At 67.0% G+C, this 17,261-nt stretch carries 22 protein-coding genes; 8 read left to right on the forward strand and 14 right to left on the reverse strand.

Annotated features, from left to right (window positions below):
* Positions 1-8: 8 nt before the first annotated feature.
* The 7 genes from ACWPXE_RS15040 to rpiB all read right to left on the reverse strand — a co-directional run bounded on the left by ACWPXE_RS15040 (position 9) and on the right by rpiB (position 5,746).
* Entirely contained in the window at positions 9-473 is a 465-nt protein-coding gene (locus ACWPXE_RS15040; RefSeq protein ID WP_014240735.1) for a 6,7-dimethyl-8-ribityllumazine synthase, read from the reverse strand.
* Positions 474-494: 21 nt separating this feature from the next.
* Positions 495-1,619 carry a 3,4-dihydroxy-2-butanone-4-phosphate synthase gene (gene ribB / locus ACWPXE_RS15045; protein WP_454018475.1) on the reverse strand — a complete coding sequence of 375 codons (1,125 nt, stop codon included), beginning with the start codon at positions 1,617-1,619 and terminating at the stop codon, positions 495-497.
* Entirely contained in the window at positions 1,616-2,203 is a 588-nt protein-coding gene (locus ACWPXE_RS15050) for a riboflavin synthase (protein ID WP_014240733.1), read from the reverse strand. The genes ribB and ACWPXE_RS15050 overlap by 4 nt, the downstream gene beginning before the upstream one ends.
* A gap of 112 nt (positions 2,204-2,315) precedes the next feature.
* Positions 2,316-3,434: a bifunctional diaminohydroxyphosphoribosylaminopyrimidine deaminase/5-amino-6-(5-phosphoribosylamino)uracil reductase RibD gene (ribD, locus tag ACWPXE_RS15055; RefSeq protein WP_454018476.1), complete on the reverse strand. Its 1,119-nt coding sequence runs from the start codon at positions 3,432-3,434 to the stop codon at positions 2,316-2,318.
* 17 nt (positions 3,435-3,451) lie between these two features.
* Positions 3,452-3,916: a transcriptional regulator NrdR gene (gene nrdR / locus ACWPXE_RS15060; protein ID WP_014240731.1), complete on the reverse strand. Its 465-nt coding sequence runs from the start codon at positions 3,914-3,916 to the stop codon at positions 3,452-3,454.
* A 33-nt stretch (positions 3,917-3,949) separates the two neighbouring features.
* Entirely contained in the window at positions 3,950-5,260 is a 1,311-nt protein-coding gene (gene glyA, locus ACWPXE_RS15065; RefSeq protein ID WP_454018477.1) for a serine hydroxymethyltransferase, read from the reverse strand.
* A gap of 54 nt (positions 5,261-5,314) precedes the next feature.
* A complete protein-coding gene (rpiB, locus tag ACWPXE_RS15070; protein ID WP_237903481.1) occupies positions 5,315-5,746 on the reverse strand; it encodes a ribose 5-phosphate isomerase B in 432 nt (143 codons plus the stop codon).
* A 534-nt stretch (positions 5,747-6,280) separates the two neighbouring features.
* Here rpiB and ACWPXE_RS15075 point away from each other — a divergent pair.
* On the forward strand, positions 6,281-6,724 hold the full coding sequence (locus ACWPXE_RS15075; RefSeq protein ID WP_014240726.1) for a MucR family transcriptional regulator: 444 nt from the start codon (positions 6,281-6,283) through the stop codon (positions 6,722-6,724).
* Between the two features lie 143 nt (positions 6,725-6,867).
* Here the strand turns inward: ACWPXE_RS15075 and ACWPXE_RS15080 are convergent, their stop codons facing one another.
* On the reverse strand, positions 6,868-7,179 hold the full coding sequence (locus ACWPXE_RS15080; RefSeq protein ID WP_237903480.1) for a hypothetical protein: 312 nt from the start codon (positions 7,177-7,179) through the stop codon (positions 6,868-6,870).
* 327 nt (positions 7,180-7,506) lie between these two features.
* Positions 7,507-7,749, reverse strand: coding sequence for a DUF6898 family protein (locus tag ACWPXE_RS15085; RefSeq protein ID WP_454018478.1), 243 nt, complete (start codon positions 7,747-7,749; stop codon positions 7,507-7,509).
* 128 nt (positions 7,750-7,877) lie between these two features.
* Between ACWPXE_RS15085 and ACWPXE_RS15090 the strand changes: the two genes are divergently transcribed.
* The 5 genes from ACWPXE_RS15090 to ACWPXE_RS15110 all read left to right on the forward strand — a co-directional run bounded on the left by ACWPXE_RS15090 (position 7,878) and on the right by ACWPXE_RS15110 (position 10,340).
* Positions 7,878-8,390, forward strand: coding sequence for a YciE/YciF ferroxidase family protein (locus ACWPXE_RS15090; RefSeq protein WP_237903478.1), 513 nt, complete (start codon positions 7,878-7,880; stop codon positions 8,388-8,390).
* 113 nt (positions 8,391-8,503) lie between these two features.
* Entirely contained in the window at positions 8,504-8,926 is a 423-nt protein-coding gene (locus ACWPXE_RS15095; RefSeq protein ID WP_237903477.1) for a hypothetical protein, read from the forward strand.
* Between the two features lie 75 nt (positions 8,927-9,001).
* Positions 9,002-9,421 carry a hypothetical protein gene (locus tag ACWPXE_RS15100; RefSeq protein WP_454018479.1) on the forward strand — a complete coding sequence of 140 codons (420 nt, stop codon included), beginning with the start codon at positions 9,002-9,004 and terminating at the stop codon, positions 9,419-9,421.
* Positions 9,418-9,882 carry a DUF488 domain-containing protein gene (locus tag ACWPXE_RS15105; RefSeq protein WP_454018480.1) on the forward strand — a complete coding sequence of 155 codons (465 nt, stop codon included), beginning with the start codon at positions 9,418-9,420 and terminating at the stop codon, positions 9,880-9,882. The genes ACWPXE_RS15100 and ACWPXE_RS15105 overlap by 4 nt, the downstream gene beginning before the upstream one ends.
* Before the next feature lie 8 nt (positions 9,883-9,890).
* Positions 9,891-10,340 (forward strand): GNAT family N-acetyltransferase, encoded by a 450-nt coding sequence (locus ACWPXE_RS15110; RefSeq protein WP_454018481.1) that lies wholly within the window; start codon positions 9,891-9,893, stop codon positions 10,338-10,340.
* 15 nt (positions 10,341-10,355) lie between these two features.
* On the opposite strand, the gene ACWPXE_RS15115 is transcribed toward ACWPXE_RS15110, so the two are convergent.
* The 3 genes from ACWPXE_RS15115 to ACWPXE_RS15125 form a co-directional block, all read right to left on the reverse strand.
* Positions 10,356-11,129: a hypothetical protein gene (locus tag ACWPXE_RS15115; RefSeq protein WP_454018482.1), complete on the reverse strand. Its 774-nt coding sequence runs from the start codon at positions 11,127-11,129 to the stop codon at positions 10,356-10,358.
* Positions 11,130-11,258: 129 nt separating this feature from the next.
* Positions 11,259-12,836, reverse strand: coding sequence for a cisplatin damage response ATP-dependent DNA ligase (locus ACWPXE_RS15120; protein ID WP_454018483.1), 1,578 nt, complete (start codon positions 12,834-12,836; stop codon positions 11,259-11,261).
* Positions 12,833-13,819, reverse strand: a complete 987-nt coding sequence (locus ACWPXE_RS15125) for a ligase-associated DNA damage response exonuclease (protein ID WP_454018484.1) — start codon at positions 13,817-13,819, stop codon at positions 12,833-12,835. The genes ACWPXE_RS15120 and ACWPXE_RS15125 overlap by 4 nt, the downstream gene beginning before the upstream one ends.
* A gap of 149 nt (positions 13,820-13,968) precedes the next feature.
* Between ACWPXE_RS15125 and ACWPXE_RS15130 the strand changes: the two genes are divergently transcribed.
* Positions 13,969-14,889: a pseudouridine-5'-phosphate glycosidase gene (locus ACWPXE_RS15130; RefSeq protein WP_454018485.1), complete on the forward strand. Its 921-nt coding sequence runs from the start codon at positions 13,969-13,971 to the stop codon at positions 14,887-14,889.
* A gap of 109 nt (positions 14,890-14,998) precedes the next feature.
* The gene (locus ACWPXE_RS15135; protein ID WP_145676656.1) at positions 14,999-15,412 is read left to right on the forward strand and encodes a hypothetical protein; all 414 of its coding nucleotides are present in this window, start codon (positions 14,999-15,001) and stop codon (positions 15,410-15,412) included.
* A gap of 93 nt (positions 15,413-15,505) precedes the next feature.
* On the opposite strand, the gene ACWPXE_RS15140 is transcribed toward ACWPXE_RS15135, so the two are convergent.
* Positions 15,506-16,390, reverse strand: coding sequence for an S-methyl-5'-thioadenosine phosphorylase (locus ACWPXE_RS15140; protein ID WP_454018486.1), 885 nt, complete (start codon positions 16,388-16,390; stop codon positions 15,506-15,508).
* A 77-nt stretch (positions 16,391-16,467) separates the two neighbouring features.
* Entirely contained in the window at positions 16,468-17,166 is a 699-nt protein-coding gene (locus tag ACWPXE_RS15145; protein ID WP_454018487.1) for a rhomboid family intramembrane serine protease, read from the reverse strand.
* Positions 17,167-17,261: the final 95 nt, after the last annotated feature.

Genomic DNA, 17,261 nt, shown 5'->3' on the forward strand with positions numbered 1-17,261 from the left:
CCGCGGGGTTACCGCGGATAGAGGCGGAATTGGCGCTTGAGTTCGATCATGTCAAGGCAGGCGCGCGCCGCGAAACCGCCCTTGTTCTTGGCCGTCACGGAAGCCCGCGCCCAGGCCTGCTCACGGTTCTCCACCGTCAGCACGCCGTTGCCGATGGCCAGTGCGTAGCGCAGCGCGAGGTCCTGGAGACCGCGGGCGCTCTCGTTGCACACGATGTCGTAATGGGTGGTCTCGCCACGGATCACGCAGCCCAGCCCGACATAGCCGTCGAAGCGCTTGCGCGCCGTGAAGAAGTCCATGGAACGCAGGGCGTACAGGATCGCCGCCGGGATCTCCAGGCATCCCGGGACCGAGACGCGCTGGTAGGTGGCGCCCTCCTTCTCGATCTCGGCGATGGCGCCTTTCACCAGCTCGTCGGCGATGTCCTCGTAGAAGCGGGCTTCCACGATCATCAGATGGGGCTTTTCGGTCATCTCGGGTCGCTCGGCTGGCGGTTACTGGTCTTGCAGGGGGATCGGGCGGTGGCCGAGCACGGTCAGGCCGTACCCCTCCAGCCCGATGATGGACTTCTTGCGGTTCGACAGCAGAACCATGTCGCGTACGCCCAGGTCCAGCAGGATCTGCGCGCCGACGCCATAATCCCGCAGGGCGGGAGTCGGGTTCTCGTGGCCTTCCAGCCGCGCTTTGACCGATTCCGTGAGGCTGTTCGCCATCGGCTCGCGCAGCAGGACGATCACGCCGCGGCCCTCGCGCGCGATCATTTCCATGGAGGCCTGAAGCTCGCCGTCACGCGCGGCGCTCCGGTCGCCCAGCACGTCGTCCAGCACCGACAGGGCGTGCATGCGCACCAGCACCGGCTCGTCGCCGGAGATGTCGCCGCGCACCAGCGCGATGTGCTCCGCGTAGGCCACCTTGTTGACGTAGACGTACATCTGGAAACGCCCGCCGAAGCGGCTGTCCAGCGTCGCCGCGAGCTTCTGCTCGACGATCGTCTCGGTGCGGCGCCGGTAGGCGATCAGGTCGGCGATGGTGCCCACCTTCAGCCCGTGGAACTGCGCGAACTTCACCAGATCCGGCAGGCGGGCCATGGTGCCGTCGTCGTTCATGATCTCGCAGATCACGCCCGCCGCGGTCATCCCGGCCATGCGGGCGATGTCCACCGAGGCTTCGGTGTGGCCAGCGCGGACCAGCACGCCGCCGTCGCGGGCGAGCAGCGGGAAGACATGGCCCGGCGTCACGATGGCGTCCGGTCCGGCGGTCGGGTCGATGGCGACCTGGATGGTGCGGGCGCGGTCGGCGGCGGAGATGCCGGTGGTGACACCCTCGCGCGCCTCGATGGAGACGGTGAAGGCCGTCTGGTGGCGGGTGCCGTTCTGCTGCGCCATCAGCGGCAGGCGCAGCCGCTCGATGTGGTTCTGGTCCATGGCGAGGCAGATCAGGCCACGCCCGTACTTGGCCATGAAGTTCACGGCCTCGGGAGTCGCGCACTGGGCCGGGATGACCAGATCGCCTTCGTTCTCGCGGTCCTCGTCGTCGACGAGGATGAACATCTTGCCCTGGCGCGCCTCCTCGAGGATCTCCTCGGGGCGCGACAGATATTCGTGAAACTCGGACGTCATTCCTGCCCTGCCAGCCGCGCCACATACCGCGCGAGCATATCGATTTCCAGGTTCACCCGATCCCCGGCCTTCAGCGCGCCGAAGGTGGTCGCATCCTGGGTGTGCGGGATGATGTTCACGCCGAAGCGCGCACCATCGACCTCGTTCACCGTCAGCGACACGCCGTCCAGCGCCACCGAGCCCTTGGAGGCGATGTATTTCGCCAGGGTGGCCGGCGCCTCAAAGGTGAAGCGCTTCGACTCGCCGTCGGCGCGGACCTCCACGACCGTGGCGACGCCGTCGACATGGCCGGACACGATGTGCCCGCCCAGCTCGTCGCCGACCTTGAGCGCCCGCTCCAGATTGATGCGCGTGCCTTCGGCCCAGCCGCCCAGCGTCGTCTTCGACAGGGTCTCGGCGGAGGCCTGCACGGCGAACCAGCCCGGGCCCTTCTCGACCACGGTCAGGCAGACGCCGTTGTTGGCGATGGACGCGCCGATGGGAACCGTCTCCATAGCGAAGACGGTTTCGACGGTGAACCGGGTGTCGCCCTGCCGTTCCACGGCCCGAACGCGCCCAACATCGGTGATGATTCCGGTGAACATGGGCCGGCAATTTAGCAGGTTTTCAATCGTGTGAAAGATTCATCCGCACGGCGCGGCACGCAACGGACTGTTGCGCCCGGCACGGTGCCGGACGCCGCACATCCCCGACCGCTCAACCGCGCCGGACGTAGCTTTCCACGAGGTCGTCCCCGGCCTGCCGCAGGTCGGTCCGGCGGAACAGCGCCATGCTCTCCAACCCGTCCACCCCGAAGGCATGGACCGCCGGCAGCCCGTCGCCCCCCATGACGGAGGCGGCGCGGAACCACTCCAGCCGGTCGACCAGATTGGCGCGCAGCAGCGAAGCCGCCAGAGTAGCCCCACCTTCCACCAGCACGCGGGTCAGACCGCGGCGGGCCAGTATGGCGCTCGCCTCGACCAGATCCGGCAGGCCCGCGGAGTCGGCGGGCACGCGGATCACCTCGAGTCCGCAGTCCTGGAAGACGGCCAGACGGCTCGGGTCCGCGTCCTCGCGGGTGACCACCCAGGTCGGCACGGACCGCGCGCCCACGGCCAGTTTCCCGGTTAGCGGCAGACGCAGCCGGCTGTCCACCACGATGCGCACGGGCGAACGGTGGACCAGCCCCGGCAGACGGCAGGTGAGTTCCGGGTCGTCGGCCAGGGCGGTGCGGATGCCGACCATGATCGCGTCGTGGGTGGCGCGCAGCCGGTGCCCCCACGCCCGCGCCGTCGGACCGGTGATCCATTGCGACTGGCCGCTGTGGGTGGCGATGCGCCCGTCGAGCGTCGTCGCCGCCTTGAGTGTATAGAGTGGCCGTTCGTCCTGGATGCGCCGGAAGAAGCCCTCATTGAGCGTCCAGGCCGCGTCCTCGCAGACGCCGGTGTCCACCGCGATCCCGGCGGAGCGCAGGCGCTCCAACCCGCCACCCGCAACCCGCGGGTCGGGATCGCCGCAGGCCACCACCACCCGCGCCACCCCGGCCTTCACCAGCGCCAAAGCGCAGGGCGGTGTTTTCCCGTAATGGTTGCAGGGCTCCAGAGTCACATAGGCGGTCGCACCGTGCGCAGTCCCACCGGCGCGGGCCAGCGCTTCCGTCTCGGCGTGGGGCCGCCCGCCCGGCTGGGTCCAGCCGCGCCCGACCACCACACCGTCGCGCACGATGACGCAGCCCACCGCCGGGTTCGGCCATGTGTTGCCGAGCCCGCGCGCCGCCAGGGCCAGGGCAGCCCGCATGTGGCGGACATCGTCGGGATGGATGGCCTGCTTCGCCATGGGCGCCGCCCGCCCCCTCACCCGTTCTGGGCTTCGGGGGCGAGCTGCTCGACGAACTCATTGAAGTCCGACGCCTCGCGGAAGTCCTTATAGACCGAGGCGTAGCGGATGTAGGCGACCTGATCGAGCGTCTGGAGCGCCACCATGATCATCTCGCCGATCTGCTTCGACGGGATTTCGCTCTCGCCGGAGGATTCGAGCTGGCGCACCAAGCTGTTCACCACCCGGTCGATGCGGTCGGCGTCGATCGGGCGCTTGCGCAGGGCGATGCGCATGGAGCGCAGGAGCTTTTCGCGGTCGAAAGGCTCCCGCTGGCCGGTGCTCTTCACCACCGTCAGCTCACGGAGCTGAACGCGCTCGAAGGTGGTGAAGCGTGCACTGCAACTGGGGCAGAACCGCCGCCTGCGGATCGCCGAGTTGTCCTCGGTCGGTCGCGAGTCCTTGACCTGGGTGTCCTCGTGTCCGCAGAACGGGCAGCGCATGTCCGGCCTTTCCCCTTTAGTCGGTCTTGATGATTACAGGGTCGGGTAGATGGGGAAGCGGCGGCACAGCTCGCGCACCTCCTCCCGCACCTTCGCCTCGACCGCCGCGTTGTCGCCGGAGTTGCTGGCGGCCAGACCGTCCAGCGTCTCGACGATCAGGCGGCCGACCTGCTCGAACTCGGCCACGCCGAAGCCGCGGGTGGTGGCCGCTGGGCTGCCCAGACGGACGCCGGAGGTGACCATCGGCTTCTGCGGGTCGAACGGGACGCCGTTCTTGTTGCAGGTCATGCCGGCGTGCTCCAGGCTCGCCTCGGCGGCCTTGCCGGTCAGGTTCTTCGGACGCAGGTCGACCAGCACGATGTGGCTGTCGGTGCCGCCCGACACGATGTCCAGGCCGCCCTCGATCAGCACCTTCGACAGGGCGCGGGCGTTGTCCAGCACGCTCTTGGCGTAGGTCTTGAACTCCGGACGCAGCGCCTCGGCGAACGACACCGCCTTGGCGGCGATGACGTGCATCAGCGGGCCGCCCTGTAGGCCGGGGAAGACCGCCGAATTGATCTTCTTGGCGATCTCCTCGCTGTTGGTCAGCACCATGCCGCCGCGCGGGCCGCGCAGCGTCTTGTGGGTGGTGGTGGTGACCACGTCGGCGTAGGGGAACGGGTTCGGGTAGACGCCGCCGGCGATCAGGCCGGCATAGTGGGCGATGTCCACCATGAAGTAGGCGCCGACCTCGTCCGCGATGGCGCGGAAGCGCTGGTAGTCGAGGACGCGCGGATAGGCGGAGCCGCCGGCAATGATCAGCTTCGGCTTGTGCTCGCGGGCCAGACGCTCGACCTCGTCGAAGTCGATCAGGTGGTCGTCACGGCGCACGCCGTACTGCACGGCCTTGAACCACTTGCCCGACAGGTTCGGAGCGGCGCCGTGGGTCAGGTGGCCGCCGGCCGCCAGCGACATGCCGAGGATGGTGTCGCCCGGCTGGAGTAGGGCGAGGTTGACCGCCTGGTTGGCCTGAGACCCGGAGTTTGGCTGGACGTTGGCGAAGCCGCAGCCGAACAGCTTGCAGGCGCGCTCGATCGCCAGCGTCTCGGCCACGTCCACATACTCGCAACCGCCGTAGTAGCGCCGGCCCGGATAGCCTTCGGCGTACTTGTTGGTCATGACCGAGCCCTGGGCCTCCAGCACCGCCTGGGAGACGATGTTCTCGGACGCGATCAGCTCGATCTGCTCCTGCTGGCGGACCAGCTCGTCGCGCACCGCGCGGGCCAGTTCGGGATCGGTCTCGGCGAGCGAGGCAGCGAAGAAGCGGCCGATCTCGGCGCGGGGGTCGGCGTTGGTCACGGTCATGGCAGGGCAGGTCCTTGGTTCAGAAAGCAGTCACGGGCCGGGTGAAGGGCCGTCTCATCCCATCTTGGCGATTCGCCGGCTGTGCCGCTCACCGCCTTCGAAATCGGTCGTCAGGAAGGCGTCCACGCAATCCTTCGCGATCTCCGCGCCGATGATGCGGGCGCCCAGAGCCACCACGTTCGCGTCGTTGTGCTGGCGCGCGAGGCGGGCGGTGGTCACGTCGTGCACCAGGGCGGCACGGATGCCCGGATGGCGGTTCGCCGCGATGCTGATACCGATGCCGCTGCCGCAGATCAAGACGCCGCGCGCCGCGCGCTTGCCGTTGATGGCACCGGCCAGCGCCGTAGCGAAATCCGGATAGTCCACCGATTCCGGACCGTTGCAGCCGAGGTCCAGCACCTCGTAGCCGGCGCCGGCCAGCCAGGAGGCGATCTGGGCCTTCATCTCGTACCCCGCGTGATCGGACGCGATCGCGATGGTGGTCATGAAAGAAAAACTCCGTGCACGAATACGAATGGCGCCGGCCCGTGGGAGCACCCGGCGGGAACGGCGGCACAGCGCGCAAGCTACCAGATATCGCCCCAAACCGCCAGAAGGACACAACGCACAGGGGCTTTGCGCCGGGCACAGAACCGCAAAAGGGGAGCGCCGGGCGTCGACACGGCGAAGGGAAGCCCATCCACGATGCATGCCGAGAACAAATGTTTCTCTATTTCCCGCCACCGTTGACGTTAACGGCCAGTAAGCAGATCGACCGATTCGGTCTCGCATCACGAATCGGTCAGTTGCGGTGCCCGATTCTCATGGTCTTGCCTAGCTTCTCCGCACTAGACGATGCCTAAACGTGGGGCAGTGCAGCCGCAGCCCGGCCATTTCCTGGGACATCTGATTTGCCACGCCTTGTAACTTCATGCAGTTTGCAAATAACTTAATTCGCTGCTCTCGAAATTATATTGACACCCAAATCACGCTGTGCAACTTGGTTGCTAGGGACAAAATGAAAAATCAGGACTAATGGCAATGAGTGACCAGCTTCGCGCCGATGTGCCCGATAACGAGCTTCTGCGGATGACCGCGGACATCGTCTCCGCATATGTCAGCAAGAACGTTCTGCCGGCGCAGCAGATTCCCGAGGTGATCAACACGGTCTACTCGTCGCTGACCGGGCTGAACACGCAGCCCCGAGAAATTCCTTCAGAGCCTCTGAAGCCGGCCGTGCCGATCCGCAAGTCGGTGACGCCCGAATACATCGTGTGTCTGGAGGACGGCAAAAAGCTGAAGATGCTGAAGCGCCATCTTCGCTCCACCTACAACATGTCGCCGGACGAATACCGGGCGCGCTGGAGCCTGCCGCCGGATTATCCGATGGTCGCGCCGAACTACGCGGCGCAGCGCTCCGAGTTCGCGAAGCGGATCGGCCTCGGCCGCAGTTCCGGCCGCCAGACCCGCCGCAAGGCCGGCTGAGCGCCAGCACCGTCCTGAACGAACAGGGCCGGCCTCCCCGATGGGAGGCCGGCCCTGTATTGTTTCGCCGTCATCTCGTTTTGGCCCGGGATCAATCCGAGCGTTGCGCGGGTGGGTTTTGCCGAACCCGCCCGCGCTGCTCATCATCCACAGTTGCGACCCGACAGACGACAGTTGAATCGTTCTACATTGCGGGTCAGTTCCTGCCCTGTGCTGGTGTTTTCCTCGTTCAGGCAGCGCAGATAATCCATCGTCTTGTCCACGTATTCCTTCACCTCGAACTGACAGGCGCCCATCTTGTCCGCGCTGACGAAGGTGGTGGTGTCGCTCATGCAGAGCGGAACGCCGGGCTTCGTGCAGATGATGGTGGTTTCCGACCACGCCGCCGGGCTTTGCAGCGCCACGGCCAGCACCAGCAGCGTGGCCGCCGGCTTCAGGGTCTCTCTCAACAGCACGGGCAATCTCCGCAAGACCGTCACGCAACGCATTGCGATCGTCTCCCTCCGCATTCGGTCAGGACCGCCGCGCCAGGAAAACACTGTCTGGAAAGCACGGCGGTCCGTTCGTTCGTGGAACGGTTTCTACAGGCGTTACATCCGATGCACCAGTGCCCACGGCGCGGCATAGGTCTAGAGTCGGAGTTGAGCAGTTCACCCCCGGACCGGTTCCGCAGGTCCGGCACCGGGATGTCAGTGCTCACCATCAGCAGAAGCCAAGACTAGCCGCGCCCCCCGCCCCGCCGGGAGGGCGCGCTTCTTGGCGTCTGTATTCGCTGATAAGACTCAGCGTTTGGCTGCATCGCGCTTCATGACAAACTGGAGCTTGCTGATCGCGGTCCGTTTCAGCAGTTCCAGACTGCCGGTGGCCGGCCCGACGACCGATACCTCCGTCGCGGTGACCGGATCAATGGCCATCACCTTCAGATAGCTGCCAACCCGCTGGAACTCGAACAGCACCTCGCCCAGACCGCTTCCTGCGCCGTTTCCAGCCGGCTGGCCTTTCCCGGGCGCCCGATTGCCCACCATCGCATTCTCTCCATCGCCGGCCTTCGCCGGTTTCGATACCACCTTAGCACAGCGCAACCGTCCCGGAACCCCGTCTGCCACGTCCTGTTGTTGGCGGACGACGCACACAGCAAGGGAGTACCGGCACCATGGCTGCCAAGACCATGCAGGATCTGCTGATCGAAGAACTCCGCGACATCTACCACGCCGAGAAGCAGCTCACCAAGGCCCTGCCGAAGCTGGCCAAGGCGGCGCATTCCGAAAAGCTCCGCACGGCCTTCGAGTCCCATCTGGAAGAGACCCGCGGCCAGATCGAACGGCTGGAGCAGGTCTTCGAGGAGTTGGACACCCGCACCCGCGGCAAGCATTGCGACGCGATGGAAGGGCTGATCAGCGAAGCCCGCGAGATCATGGAAATGGGCCTCGCCCCCGAAGTGCAGGACGCCGCCCTGATCGCCGCCGCCCAGAAGGTGGAACATTACGAAATCGCCAGCTACGGCACCGTCCACGCCTACGCGACCGCCTGCGGCCTCACCAAGGTGGCGGAACTGTTGGAGCAGACTCTGAACGAAGAGAAGGAGACCGACAAGAAGCTGAACATTCTGGCAATCAACGATGTGAACAAAAAGGCGATCCAGGCCAGCGGGCAGAAGGCGGCCTGACAGCGGCACGCCACGTCATAAGCCGAATCTCTTGTTACAGCGGGCGCCATTGAAGACGGGCGGGTGAAGCCCTACTATCGGGGCCATCCAATCGATTTTTCCGGTGCCCGCCAATGCGCAGGGTCGCATCCATTCTCGTTGCCTTTCTGATCGCCGCCACCGCTGCCGGTTCGGGCATGGTGGCCCAGGCGGCGGAGGGGCCGGCGGCCCTGCCGCCCTCCGTCCGCATCAAGCCGGTGATGGTTCCCATCGTCACCCGCGGGCAGGTGGAGCGCTACACCCAGATCGAGGTGATGCTGGAGGTGGCGAACGCCACCCGCCTGGGTGAAGTTCAGGTCGCCATCCCGCGGCTGCACGACGCCACGTTGCGCGCGGTCTATCTGGGTATTGAGGAGGGATGGATCGTCCGCGGCAACATCGCCAACATGCCCGCTCTGCGCCGCAAGATCGACGAGGAAAGCGTCAAGTTGTTCGGCAAGGACGTCGTCAGCCGCATCCTCATCACCCCGCTGTCCCGGCAATCCTCCTTTCCCTGACAGACTCCTCCTTCCGGTTGCCTCGTCAGCCACTTCGCGGCAGCATGGCTGCCTGACCGGTAGGGAAACGCGAAAATGGCCGTGGTTTATGTGGCGCGCAGCGCCGCGCTGACGAAATGGGCGTCCGACGTCGGACAGGGAAAACACATCTTCAAGCTGGGCGTGGCCGCCGACAATAACGAGGCCAAGGTCGCCATCGAGGCCGGCTGGGCTGGCGAATCCGACTGGCGCCTGATCCACAGCCAGGAGGTGCCGGACCTTGAGGAGGAGGCGGTGATCGAACGCCTGATGCGCAAGGAGAAGGTCATCGATCCGACCTACTATCCGAAGCTGAAGGGCGCCACCGGCGTCTTCCGTATCACCCTGACCAACGTGCAGAACGGCCTTCTCGTCGCGAAGGCAATGTCCGCCGACGAGCCGCTGACCGACGTCAAGGTGAAGCCCAAGGACATCGGCGAATACATGATCCGCAACGCCCTGCCCTCACCGTCATGAGCAGCAGCCCGACGCTCTACACCATTGGTTACGAAGGCGCCTCGTTCGACTCCGTATTGCGCGCATTGAAGGCGCGAGGGGTCGCGGTTCTGCTGGACGTGCGCGAATTGCCCTTGTCCCGCCGCGCCGGCTTCTCCAAGAGGCCGCTGTCCGCCGGGCTGGAGGAGGCCGGAATCGGTTACGTCCATCTGAAGGGGCTGGGCACGCCCAAGGAGGGCCGCGTCGCCGCCCACCAGGGCGATCTGGACCGCTTCTGGTCGATCGTCGAAGCGAAAATGCAGACTCCGGAAGCCGAGCACGACCTGAGTCGCGCCGCCGCCCTGGCGCGGGAACGCCCGGCCTGCCTGCTCTGCTTCGAGGCCTCGCCGCACCTCTGCCACCGGCTTCGCGTCGGCGAGCGTCTTCACAGCCGTTTCGGCTTCACGGTGGAGCATCTGGCTCCGGCCGAACCTTCCTTTTAAGGGCTGACATGCACTCCCGTTGGTACCGCTTCGCCGATCTGTCCGCCGGCACCTTCCACGACATGCTCCACCTCCGCCAGAGCGTTCTGGTGGTGGAACAGGCCTCGCCCTTCCCCGATCTCGATGGGCGAGACCCGGTGGCGCAGCATCTGGCGCTTTATGAGGGCGACGCGCCGGCTCCCGTCGGCTACGCCCGCATCTTCGGCCCGGATGCCGAAACCGGTGCCACCTCCTTCGGGCGTCTGGCGGTCGCTCCGGCGTGGCGCGGCAAGGCGTTGGGCCGCCGGCTGGTCGCGGAATGCCTGGAGCGGCTGGCCCAAGAATGGCCGGAGCACGACGTGCAGATCAGCGCGCAGCTTTACTTGGAGAGCTTTTACGGCGGCTTCGGCTTCCGGCGCGTCAGCGACGTCTACGACGATGTCGGCATCGACCACATCGACATGCGGCTGGGCCGATAGGGTGGAAGATCCTGTTTATTTCCTGGCCTCGGCCAGGATGTCGCCGGCTTCCTTGCGGATGACGTTCAGGTTCTTCAGCAGGATCGCCAGCGCCTGATCGTAGTTGAACGCCTCCTCCGACTCATCCGGGATGTCGGTGTCGTCGGCGGCGACGGAGATCTTGGCCTTCTTCTTCACGGTCGCAAAATACTCGCTGCCGGTCTTCTCGAACCCCTTGATCGCCTTCTGCAGGGCATCGACGTCGTTGGCCCGCGTCGCGGCGTCCAGCGCTTTCGTCGCCTTTTCCAGACCGCTCGACGCCCGGAAGGCGAGCAGGAAGCCCTCGGCCGGCTTCTTCTTGCCGGTCAGCGCCTCGAACATCTTCTTGGCGGCGGTCCAATCGGCGAAGAAGGTGGTGGCGGGCATCTCCTTGGCGCCGCCCGCCTTCTCCAGCTTCTTCAGAGCGGACAGGGTTTCCAGCTGGGCCATCTGCTCGACGTTCATGGCGCCGCCCAGCATGTCGGCCGCCACTTCGACGGCGCCCTCGTTCTTCGCCTTCTGCGCCTTGACGATGACCGCGCTGAGCTTCGCCCGGAAGATCTTGGTCGCCTGGAGCAGATCGGCCAGCGCGGCGCGCAGCGCCTTGGCGTCCCCGGCCTTGTAGGCCTTGTCCCAGGCCGCGGCGGCCTTCTCCACATCACCGGACTTTTTCACCACCGCCAGGGCGTCGCCCGAATTGGGGATCTTCTTCGCCTCGACCTCGCACTTCGCCTTGTGCTTCTTGAACTCGGGAGCGGCGGCGAACGGCATGGTCAGGTCTCCGGCTTGATGTCTTCCCGCTCGACCGCAGCGAACGGTTGCAGAAGACTACGCGCCATCCCGTCGGCGTCAACGCGGACCCGGTTCAAAATGGAAGAAGCGCCGCTATAGCCGCCCAGCCTAGCCGACGACCATAGCCTGAAGCGTTTCCAGCCGGTCGGCCTCTGCCGCCGGCTTGTCCCAGCGGATGCGGTGGACGCGCGGGAAACGCATCGCCAGACCGCTCTTGTGGCGGTTTGACGGGTGAACGCTGTCAAAGGCGACCTCCAGAACCAGCCCCGGCTCTACCTCGCGCACCGGGCCGTAGCGGCGGGTGGTGCGGTTGCGCACCCAGCGGTCGAGTTCCACCAGCTCGGCGTCGGTGAAGCCGAAATAGGCCTTGCCCACCGGCACCAGTTCCTCGCCGCGCCAGACGCCGAAGGTGAAGTCCGAATAATAGCTGGACCGCTTGCCATGCCCGCGCTGGGCGTACATCAGCACGGTGTCGAGCGTCAGCGCCCCACGCTTCCATTTGAACCAGGGTCCCTTGGGACGCCCGGCGACGTAGACGCTGTCCTTGCGCTTCAGCATCAGCCCTTCGATGCTGTTCTCCCGGCTGCCCTCGCGCAGGCCCTTCAGCGCCTCCCACCCCTCGAACGGCACCAGCGGCGACAGGTCCATCCGCCGTGGCCGCACCGCGTCGTGCCAGCGCTCCAGCCGGGCGCGCCGCTCGGTGAAGGGCAGGCTGCGCAGATCCTCCTCGCCGTCGAACAGGATGTCGTAGAGCCGCACCCAGGCGGGAAACTCCTTGAGCATCGCGGCGGTCACCGTCTTGCGGTTCAGCCGCTGCTGAAGGTCATTGAAGGGCGCGATCGCGCCCTCGTCGCGGGCGACCAGCAGCTCGCCGTCCAGCACGGCGTCGAAGGTCATGTGGTCGGCGATGTCCGGAAAGGCGCCGGACACGTCGTCGCCGGTGCGGCTGTAGACGCGCCGCTCGCCGCCGCGGGCCGCCAACTGCACGCGGATGCCGTCCCATTTCCATTCCGCGGCGTAGTCGGTCGGATCGAGCCCGGCCATGTCCTCCTCCTCCAGCGGGTGGGAAAGCATCAGCGGGCGGAAGCCCGCCCCCTTCCCCGCCGCCGGCCGGTCGGACTTCCCCTCCAGCCAGCCGAATAGGTCCGCGTAGGGCGGGGTCAGCCCATGCCAGCACTCCTCAAGATCGCCGAGATCGACCTTGCCCCACTCCGCCAATGCCGTCTTGGCCAGCCGCGCCGACACGCCCACCCGCAGGCTGCCGGTGATGAGCTTGAGCAGCGCGAAGCGGCCGGAGGAGTCCAGCGTGTCGAGCCAGCCCTCGACCAGCCCCATCACCTGCCCGCGCTTGGCCGCGCGCAACGTCTCCACCACCTCGGTCATGGAGGGAGGCAGGCTGTTCGCCCGCTCCGGACGCTCCGGCCAGATCAGCGCCACCGTCTCGGCGAGATCGCCCACATAGTCGTAGGACAGGGCGAACAGGTCCGGGTCGACTCGGGTGGCGACCAGCTGCCGGATGGCCGCCGGCTTGGCCTCGTGGAAGACCAGCGATTCCGTCAGGGCCGCCAGCGCCCAGCCGCGGTCGGGGTCCGGCGTGGTGGCGAAGAAGTCGGCGAGCAGGCGGATCTTGCCGTTGCGCGCCGGCATGAAGACCAGCCCGTCGATCAGCGCGGAGAAGTTCTTCACGCCCCCTCCTCCTCGAAGCCGACCATGGCCAGGGCGCGGGCGCGGATGCCGCGCTGGGTCGCGTGGTGGACCAGCGCCTCCTCCCGACCATGGGTCACCCAGACCTCGGGTGCCGCGACCTCGTTGAGCGTCTGGGTCAGCTCGTCCCAATCGGCGTGGTCGGAGATGACCAGCGGCAGTTCGACGCCGCGCTGGCGCGCCCGCTGGCGGACACGCATCCAGCCGGAGGCCATCGCCACCACCGGGTCGGTCAGCCGACGCGCCCAGCGGTCGGCCACCGCGCCGGGCGGGGCCAGCACCAGGGCGCCCTTCAGTTCCTCCTTGGCCGCGACGGTGGCCGGGCGAAGCTCGCCCAGAGGCACGCCGAAGCCCTCATAGAGTTTGCAAATCGGCTCCAGGGCGCCGTGCAGATAGATCGGCCGGTCGTAGCCGGCGGCGCGCAGCAGAGAGATCACCCGCTGGCATTTGCCCAGCGCGTAGGCCCCGACGACATGGCTGCGCTCTGGAAAGATCGACAGCGAGTGCAGCAGCTTGTCAATCTCCCCCAGGTCCGGCGGATGGCGGAAGACCGGCAGGCCGAAGGTCGCCTCGGTGATGAAGACGTCGCAGGGCACCGGCTCGAACGGGGCGCAGGTTCGGTCGAAGCGCCGCTTGTAGTCGCCGGACACCACCACCCGCGTTCCGGCATGCTCCAGCACCACCTGCGCGCTGCCCAGCACATGGCCGGCGGGGACCAGACGCACCGTCACATCGCCGATGCGGATCGCCTCGCCATAGTCGAGCGTCTGGGTCGCCGCCCCCGCCCCCTCGCCCAGCCGTTGCCGCATGATGGCGAGCGTCCCGGCGGTGGCGAGCACATGGGCGTGACCGGGCCTTGCGTGGTCGGAATGGCCGTGGGTGACGACCGCACGCTCCACCGGGCGCAACGGGTCCACGTAGAAGCCGCCGGGCTCGACGTAGAGTCCCTCGGGGCAGACCTTCATCCAGCGTTCGGCGGGGGGACGGGAGGGGCTTTGTGCAGGCATGCCCTGCAATATAGGCCGTCCTCGCGAAAGGACAAAATTCCGATTCCCCCGGTTGCGCCGGCGCGAACCACAGCGCAGGATGCGGGAGAACGAGGGAGACTCCGACCATGCACGACCGCCTGTCCCCGACGCCCGAGGTCGCCGCCGCCCTGGCCGAGGGCCGCCCCGTGGTGGCTCTGGAATCCACCGTCATCTCCCACGGCATGCCTTACCCGAAGAACCTGGAAACGGCGACGGCGCTGGAGGACGCGGTGCGGGCCGAGGGGGCGGTTCCCGCGACCATCGCCGTTCTCGACGGGCGCATCCGCGTCGGGCTGGACAGTGAGGCTCTGGAGCGGCTCGCCAAGGGCGGTACTGGCGTCATGAAGCTGAGCCGCCGCGACCTGCCCGTCGCTCTGGCGAACGGAGCGCTGGGCGCCACCACGGTGGCCGCCACCATGATCGCTGCGCGACTGGCCGGGATCCCTGTCTTCGCCACTGGCGGCCTGGGCGGGGTGCACCGCGGCGCCGAAACCAGTTTCGACATGTCGGCGGATCTCGACGAGCTGGCACGCACCAGCGTCTGCGTCGTCTGCGCGGGTGCGAAGTCGATTCTCGACCTGCCGAAGACGCTGGAGGTGCTGGAGACCCGCGGCGTCCCCGTCCTGGGGCTGGGCACCGACGAATTTCCGGCCTTCTACAGTCGCAACTCTGGTCTGCCCGTATCTCATCGCTGTGACAACGTGCACGAGGTCGCGGCCATCCTGCGGACCAAATGGGAACTTGGGCTGGAGGGTGGCGTGGTCCTCGCCAACCCCATCCCGGAGGCTGACGCGCTCGATGGCGAGGCCATGGAACGAGCCATCGCACAGGCGCTAAAGGATGCGGAACATCATGGAATTACGGGAAAATCCGTCACGCCGTTTCTCCTCGCCGCGCTGGAGCGGATCACCGGCGGGCGCAGCCTGACCGCCAACATGGCGCTGATCCGAAACAACGCCGTCACCGCGGCGCGGCTGGCAGCGGCTTACGCGGCGCTGACGTCATGACTGGTCATAGGCCGTTACGCATAAGAGGTAAGCCATCCGTGACGTCCGGATTTAAGTCCCCGTTAACCGAAGCCGGGTGAATCTGCGCTCGTTCTTCACGGAGGTCTCTATGCGTGCGCCCAGCCCGTCGAACCTGGTTTCCCGGATGATCGCCATGGCCGCCCAGCCCGACGAGGGCATCGGCGAAGCCGACAATCGCCCGGCTGCGCGGGTCAAGAAGATCGTCTGGGCCTCCCAGGCGGCGAAACTGCGGGGGTCCCTCTCCTCGCGCCTCGTCCATGAGATCGAATGCGCGGTGTCCGCCGACCTCGACAGCATGGAGCTGCCGGAGGTGTTCTTCACGTCCGTCGAGTTCGCCGGCCGCGTCATCACCTGCGACCTGGACGCCTCGGGCACCGCCTCGATCTTCGGCCTGATCGAGATCAGCGATTATGACGAGCTGGTGGAAGAAGCCGGCGACGACGCACTGTTCGGCGTCGATTGGGACGGCGTCTACGTCACCCCGGCGCGCACCCGCCACTGAAGCTATCCGCCCGATCCCTTTCCAAGCGATCCAAGGAAAAAGCCGCGGGACCCGGACGCACGCCGGGTCCCGCGGCTTTTTGCGTTGGCGTCCTCAACCCAGCGCGCGGGCGAGGATGACGTCGAGATTCTTCAGCATCTCCGGGTCGCGCTTGTCCGGCGCGGTCATGATCGCGTGGTCGAGCGCGGTGTGGCAGCCCTGGGCGCACAGCCGGTCGCGCACCTGCAGCTTCGGCGCGAGCGTCTTGACCAGCGACCGCGCCTTGCCGGCGTTGGCGACCACCACGCGGATGACGGCGTCCACGGTGACGTGGTCATGGTCGGGATGCCAGCAGTCGAAGTCGGTGACCATGGCGACGGTCGCGTAGCACATCTCCGCCTCGCGGGCGAGCTTGGCCTCCGGCATGTTGGTCATGCCGATGACGTCGCAGCCCCAGCTCCGGTACAATTCGGACTCGGCCTTGGTCGAGAATTGCGGGCCTTCCATGACCATGTAGGTGCCGCGGCGCTGGTGTGGCACCTTCAGCTCCACCAGCGCCTCCTCGATCAGGTCGCCCAGCCGCCCGCAGACCGGATGGCCCAGCGCCACATGCGCCACCAGACCGGTGCCGAAGAAGCTTTTGTTGCGGGCGAAGGTGCGGTCGATGAACTGGTCGATTACCACGAAGGTGCCCGGCGGCAGATGCTCCTTCAGCGAACCGACGGCGGAGACCGACAGGATCTCGGTCACGCCAAGCGCCTTCAACGCGTGGATGTTGGCGCGGAAGTTCAGCTCAGACGGCGGGATGCGGTGACCGCGGCCATGGCGCGGCAGGAAAACCAGCTTCTGTCCATCCAGCTCGCCCGTCAGCAGCTCGTCCGACGGGTCTCCGAAAGGCGTTTCCACCTTCACCCAGCGCTGGTTCTCCAGCCCGTCGATGTCATAGACGCCGCTGCCGCCGATCACGCCGAGCACCGGCGCGGACCCGGTATCCGCCATAGTCACATGCCTCCGTCAATGGGAGGGCGCAGTATTCCGCCCCGGCCCGGCAAAGGCAACGGTCACGGCAGGGACGGTCACAGGGTGCGCAGCAGAACCACGACCAGCGTCAGATAGACAGCGGCCTTCGCCGCGGTGCTGAGGCGCGCCACGCTCCACAGCGCCACGCCGGGACGGCGGAACAGGGCGACCAGCGCCATCCCCGCGCCGAACCCACCGAGATGGGCGGCCCAGGCCACGTCGCCCAGGCTGGAGTCCGGGGACGGCGGCATCAGCGTCATCGCCACGTTGATCGCCAGGAAGCTGCCCACCACGAAGGAGGCCGGAACGCGCGGCCCCGGCGTCACGCCGAGCGTGGCCTGCGGGTGCAGCAGCAGGAAGGCCCCCATCACCCCGCAGATCGCCCCGCTCGCTCCGACCAGCGGTGCCATGGGATCGACGGCCAAGGCCCCCTCCACCATAGCCCCCGCTGCGGCGCAGAGCAGAAAGAACAGCAGGTAGCGCAGGCTGCCCATCGCCAGTTCGACCGCGCCGCCGAAAGCCCACAGCGCCAGCATGTTGCTGACCAGATGCACAATGTCGCTGTGGATCAGGACATGGCCGAACAGGCCGCGCCACACCGCCCAGCTCGGCAGCGGCCCGGCCGTCTCCACCGTTCCGAAGAAATAGGCGGGAACGAAGGCGAGGGATTCCGGCGGCACGCCCAGCACGAAGGCCAGCGTGCAGGCCATGACGATGCCCTGGTTGACGTAGGGAATCCTTCTGGCAGCGCGCACCGCTCCCCCTTCGCCGATGACCGGAGCCTTGGCGGCCCGGCCTTCATCCTTGCTCGATATGGGGGCTCTTGCGCCGATGACCAGCGCCCGAAAGC

This window comes from Azospirillum sp. Marseille-Q6669, assembly GCF_965111635.1.

Excerpts from the sequence above, each read along its gene's own strand:
- ACWPXE_RS15040 (WP_014240735.1), bottom strand. The coding sequence starts at position 473 with ATGACCGAAAAGCCCCATCTGATGATCGTGGAAGCCCGCTTCTACGAG.
- ribB (WP_454018475.1), bottom strand. The coding sequence starts at position 1,619 with ATGACGTCCGAGTTTCACGAATATCTGTCGCGCCCCGAGGAGATCCTC.
- ACWPXE_RS15050 (WP_014240733.1), bottom strand. The coding sequence starts at position 2,203 with ATGTTCACCGGAATCATCACCGATGTTGGGCGCGTTCGGGCCGTGGAA.
- ribD (WP_454018476.1), bottom strand. The coding sequence starts at position 3,434 with ATGGCGAAGCAGGCCATCCATCCCGACGATGTCCGCCACATGCGGGCT.
- nrdR (WP_014240731.1), bottom strand. The coding sequence starts at position 3,916 with ATGCGCTGCCCGTTCTGCGGACACGAGGACACCCAGGTCAAGGACTCG.
- glyA (WP_454018477.1), bottom strand. The coding sequence starts at position 5,260 with ATGACCGTGACCAACGCCGACCCCCGCGCCGAGATCGGCCGCTTCTTC.
- rpiB (WP_237903481.1), bottom strand. The coding sequence starts at position 5,746 with ATGACCACCATCGCGATCGCGTCCGATCACGCGGGGTACGAGATGAAG.
- ACWPXE_RS15075 (WP_014240726.1), top strand. The coding sequence starts at position 6,281 with ATGAGTGACCAGCTTCGCGCCGATGTGCCCGATAACGAGCTTCTGCGG.
- ACWPXE_RS15085 (WP_454018478.1), bottom strand. The coding sequence starts at position 7,749 with ATGGTGGGCAATCGGGCGCCCGGGAAAGGCCAGCCGGCTGGAAACGGC.
- ACWPXE_RS15090 (WP_237903478.1), top strand. The coding sequence starts at position 7,878 with ATGGCTGCCAAGACCATGCAGGATCTGCTGATCGAAGAACTCCGCGAC.
- ACWPXE_RS15095 (WP_237903477.1), top strand. The coding sequence starts at position 8,504 with ATGCGCAGGGTCGCATCCATTCTCGTTGCCTTTCTGATCGCCGCCACC.
- ACWPXE_RS15100 (WP_454018479.1), top strand. The coding sequence starts at position 9,002 with ATGGCCGTGGTTTATGTGGCGCGCAGCGCCGCGCTGACGAAATGGGCG.
- ACWPXE_RS15105 (WP_454018480.1), top strand. The coding sequence starts at position 9,418 with ATGAGCAGCAGCCCGACGCTCTACACCATTGGTTACGAAGGCGCCTCG.
- ACWPXE_RS15110 (WP_454018481.1), top strand. The coding sequence starts at position 9,891 with ATGCACTCCCGTTGGTACCGCTTCGCCGATCTGTCCGCCGGCACCTTC.
- ACWPXE_RS15115 (WP_454018482.1), bottom strand. The coding sequence starts at position 11,129 with ATGCCGTTCGCCGCCGCTCCCGAGTTCAAGAAGCACAAGGCGAAGTGC.
- ACWPXE_RS15125 (WP_454018484.1), bottom strand. The coding sequence starts at position 13,819 with ATGAAGGTCTGCCCCGAGGGACTCTACGTCGAGCCCGGCGGCTTCTAC.
- ACWPXE_RS15130 (WP_454018485.1), top strand. The coding sequence starts at position 13,969 with ATGCACGACCGCCTGTCCCCGACGCCCGAGGTCGCCGCCGCCCTGGCC.
- ACWPXE_RS15135 (WP_145676656.1), top strand. The coding sequence starts at position 14,999 with ATGCGTGCGCCCAGCCCGTCGAACCTGGTTTCCCGGATGATCGCCATG.
- ACWPXE_RS15140 (WP_454018486.1), bottom strand. The coding sequence starts at position 16,390 with ATGGCGGATACCGGGTCCGCGCCGGTGCTCGGCGTGATCGGCGGCAGC.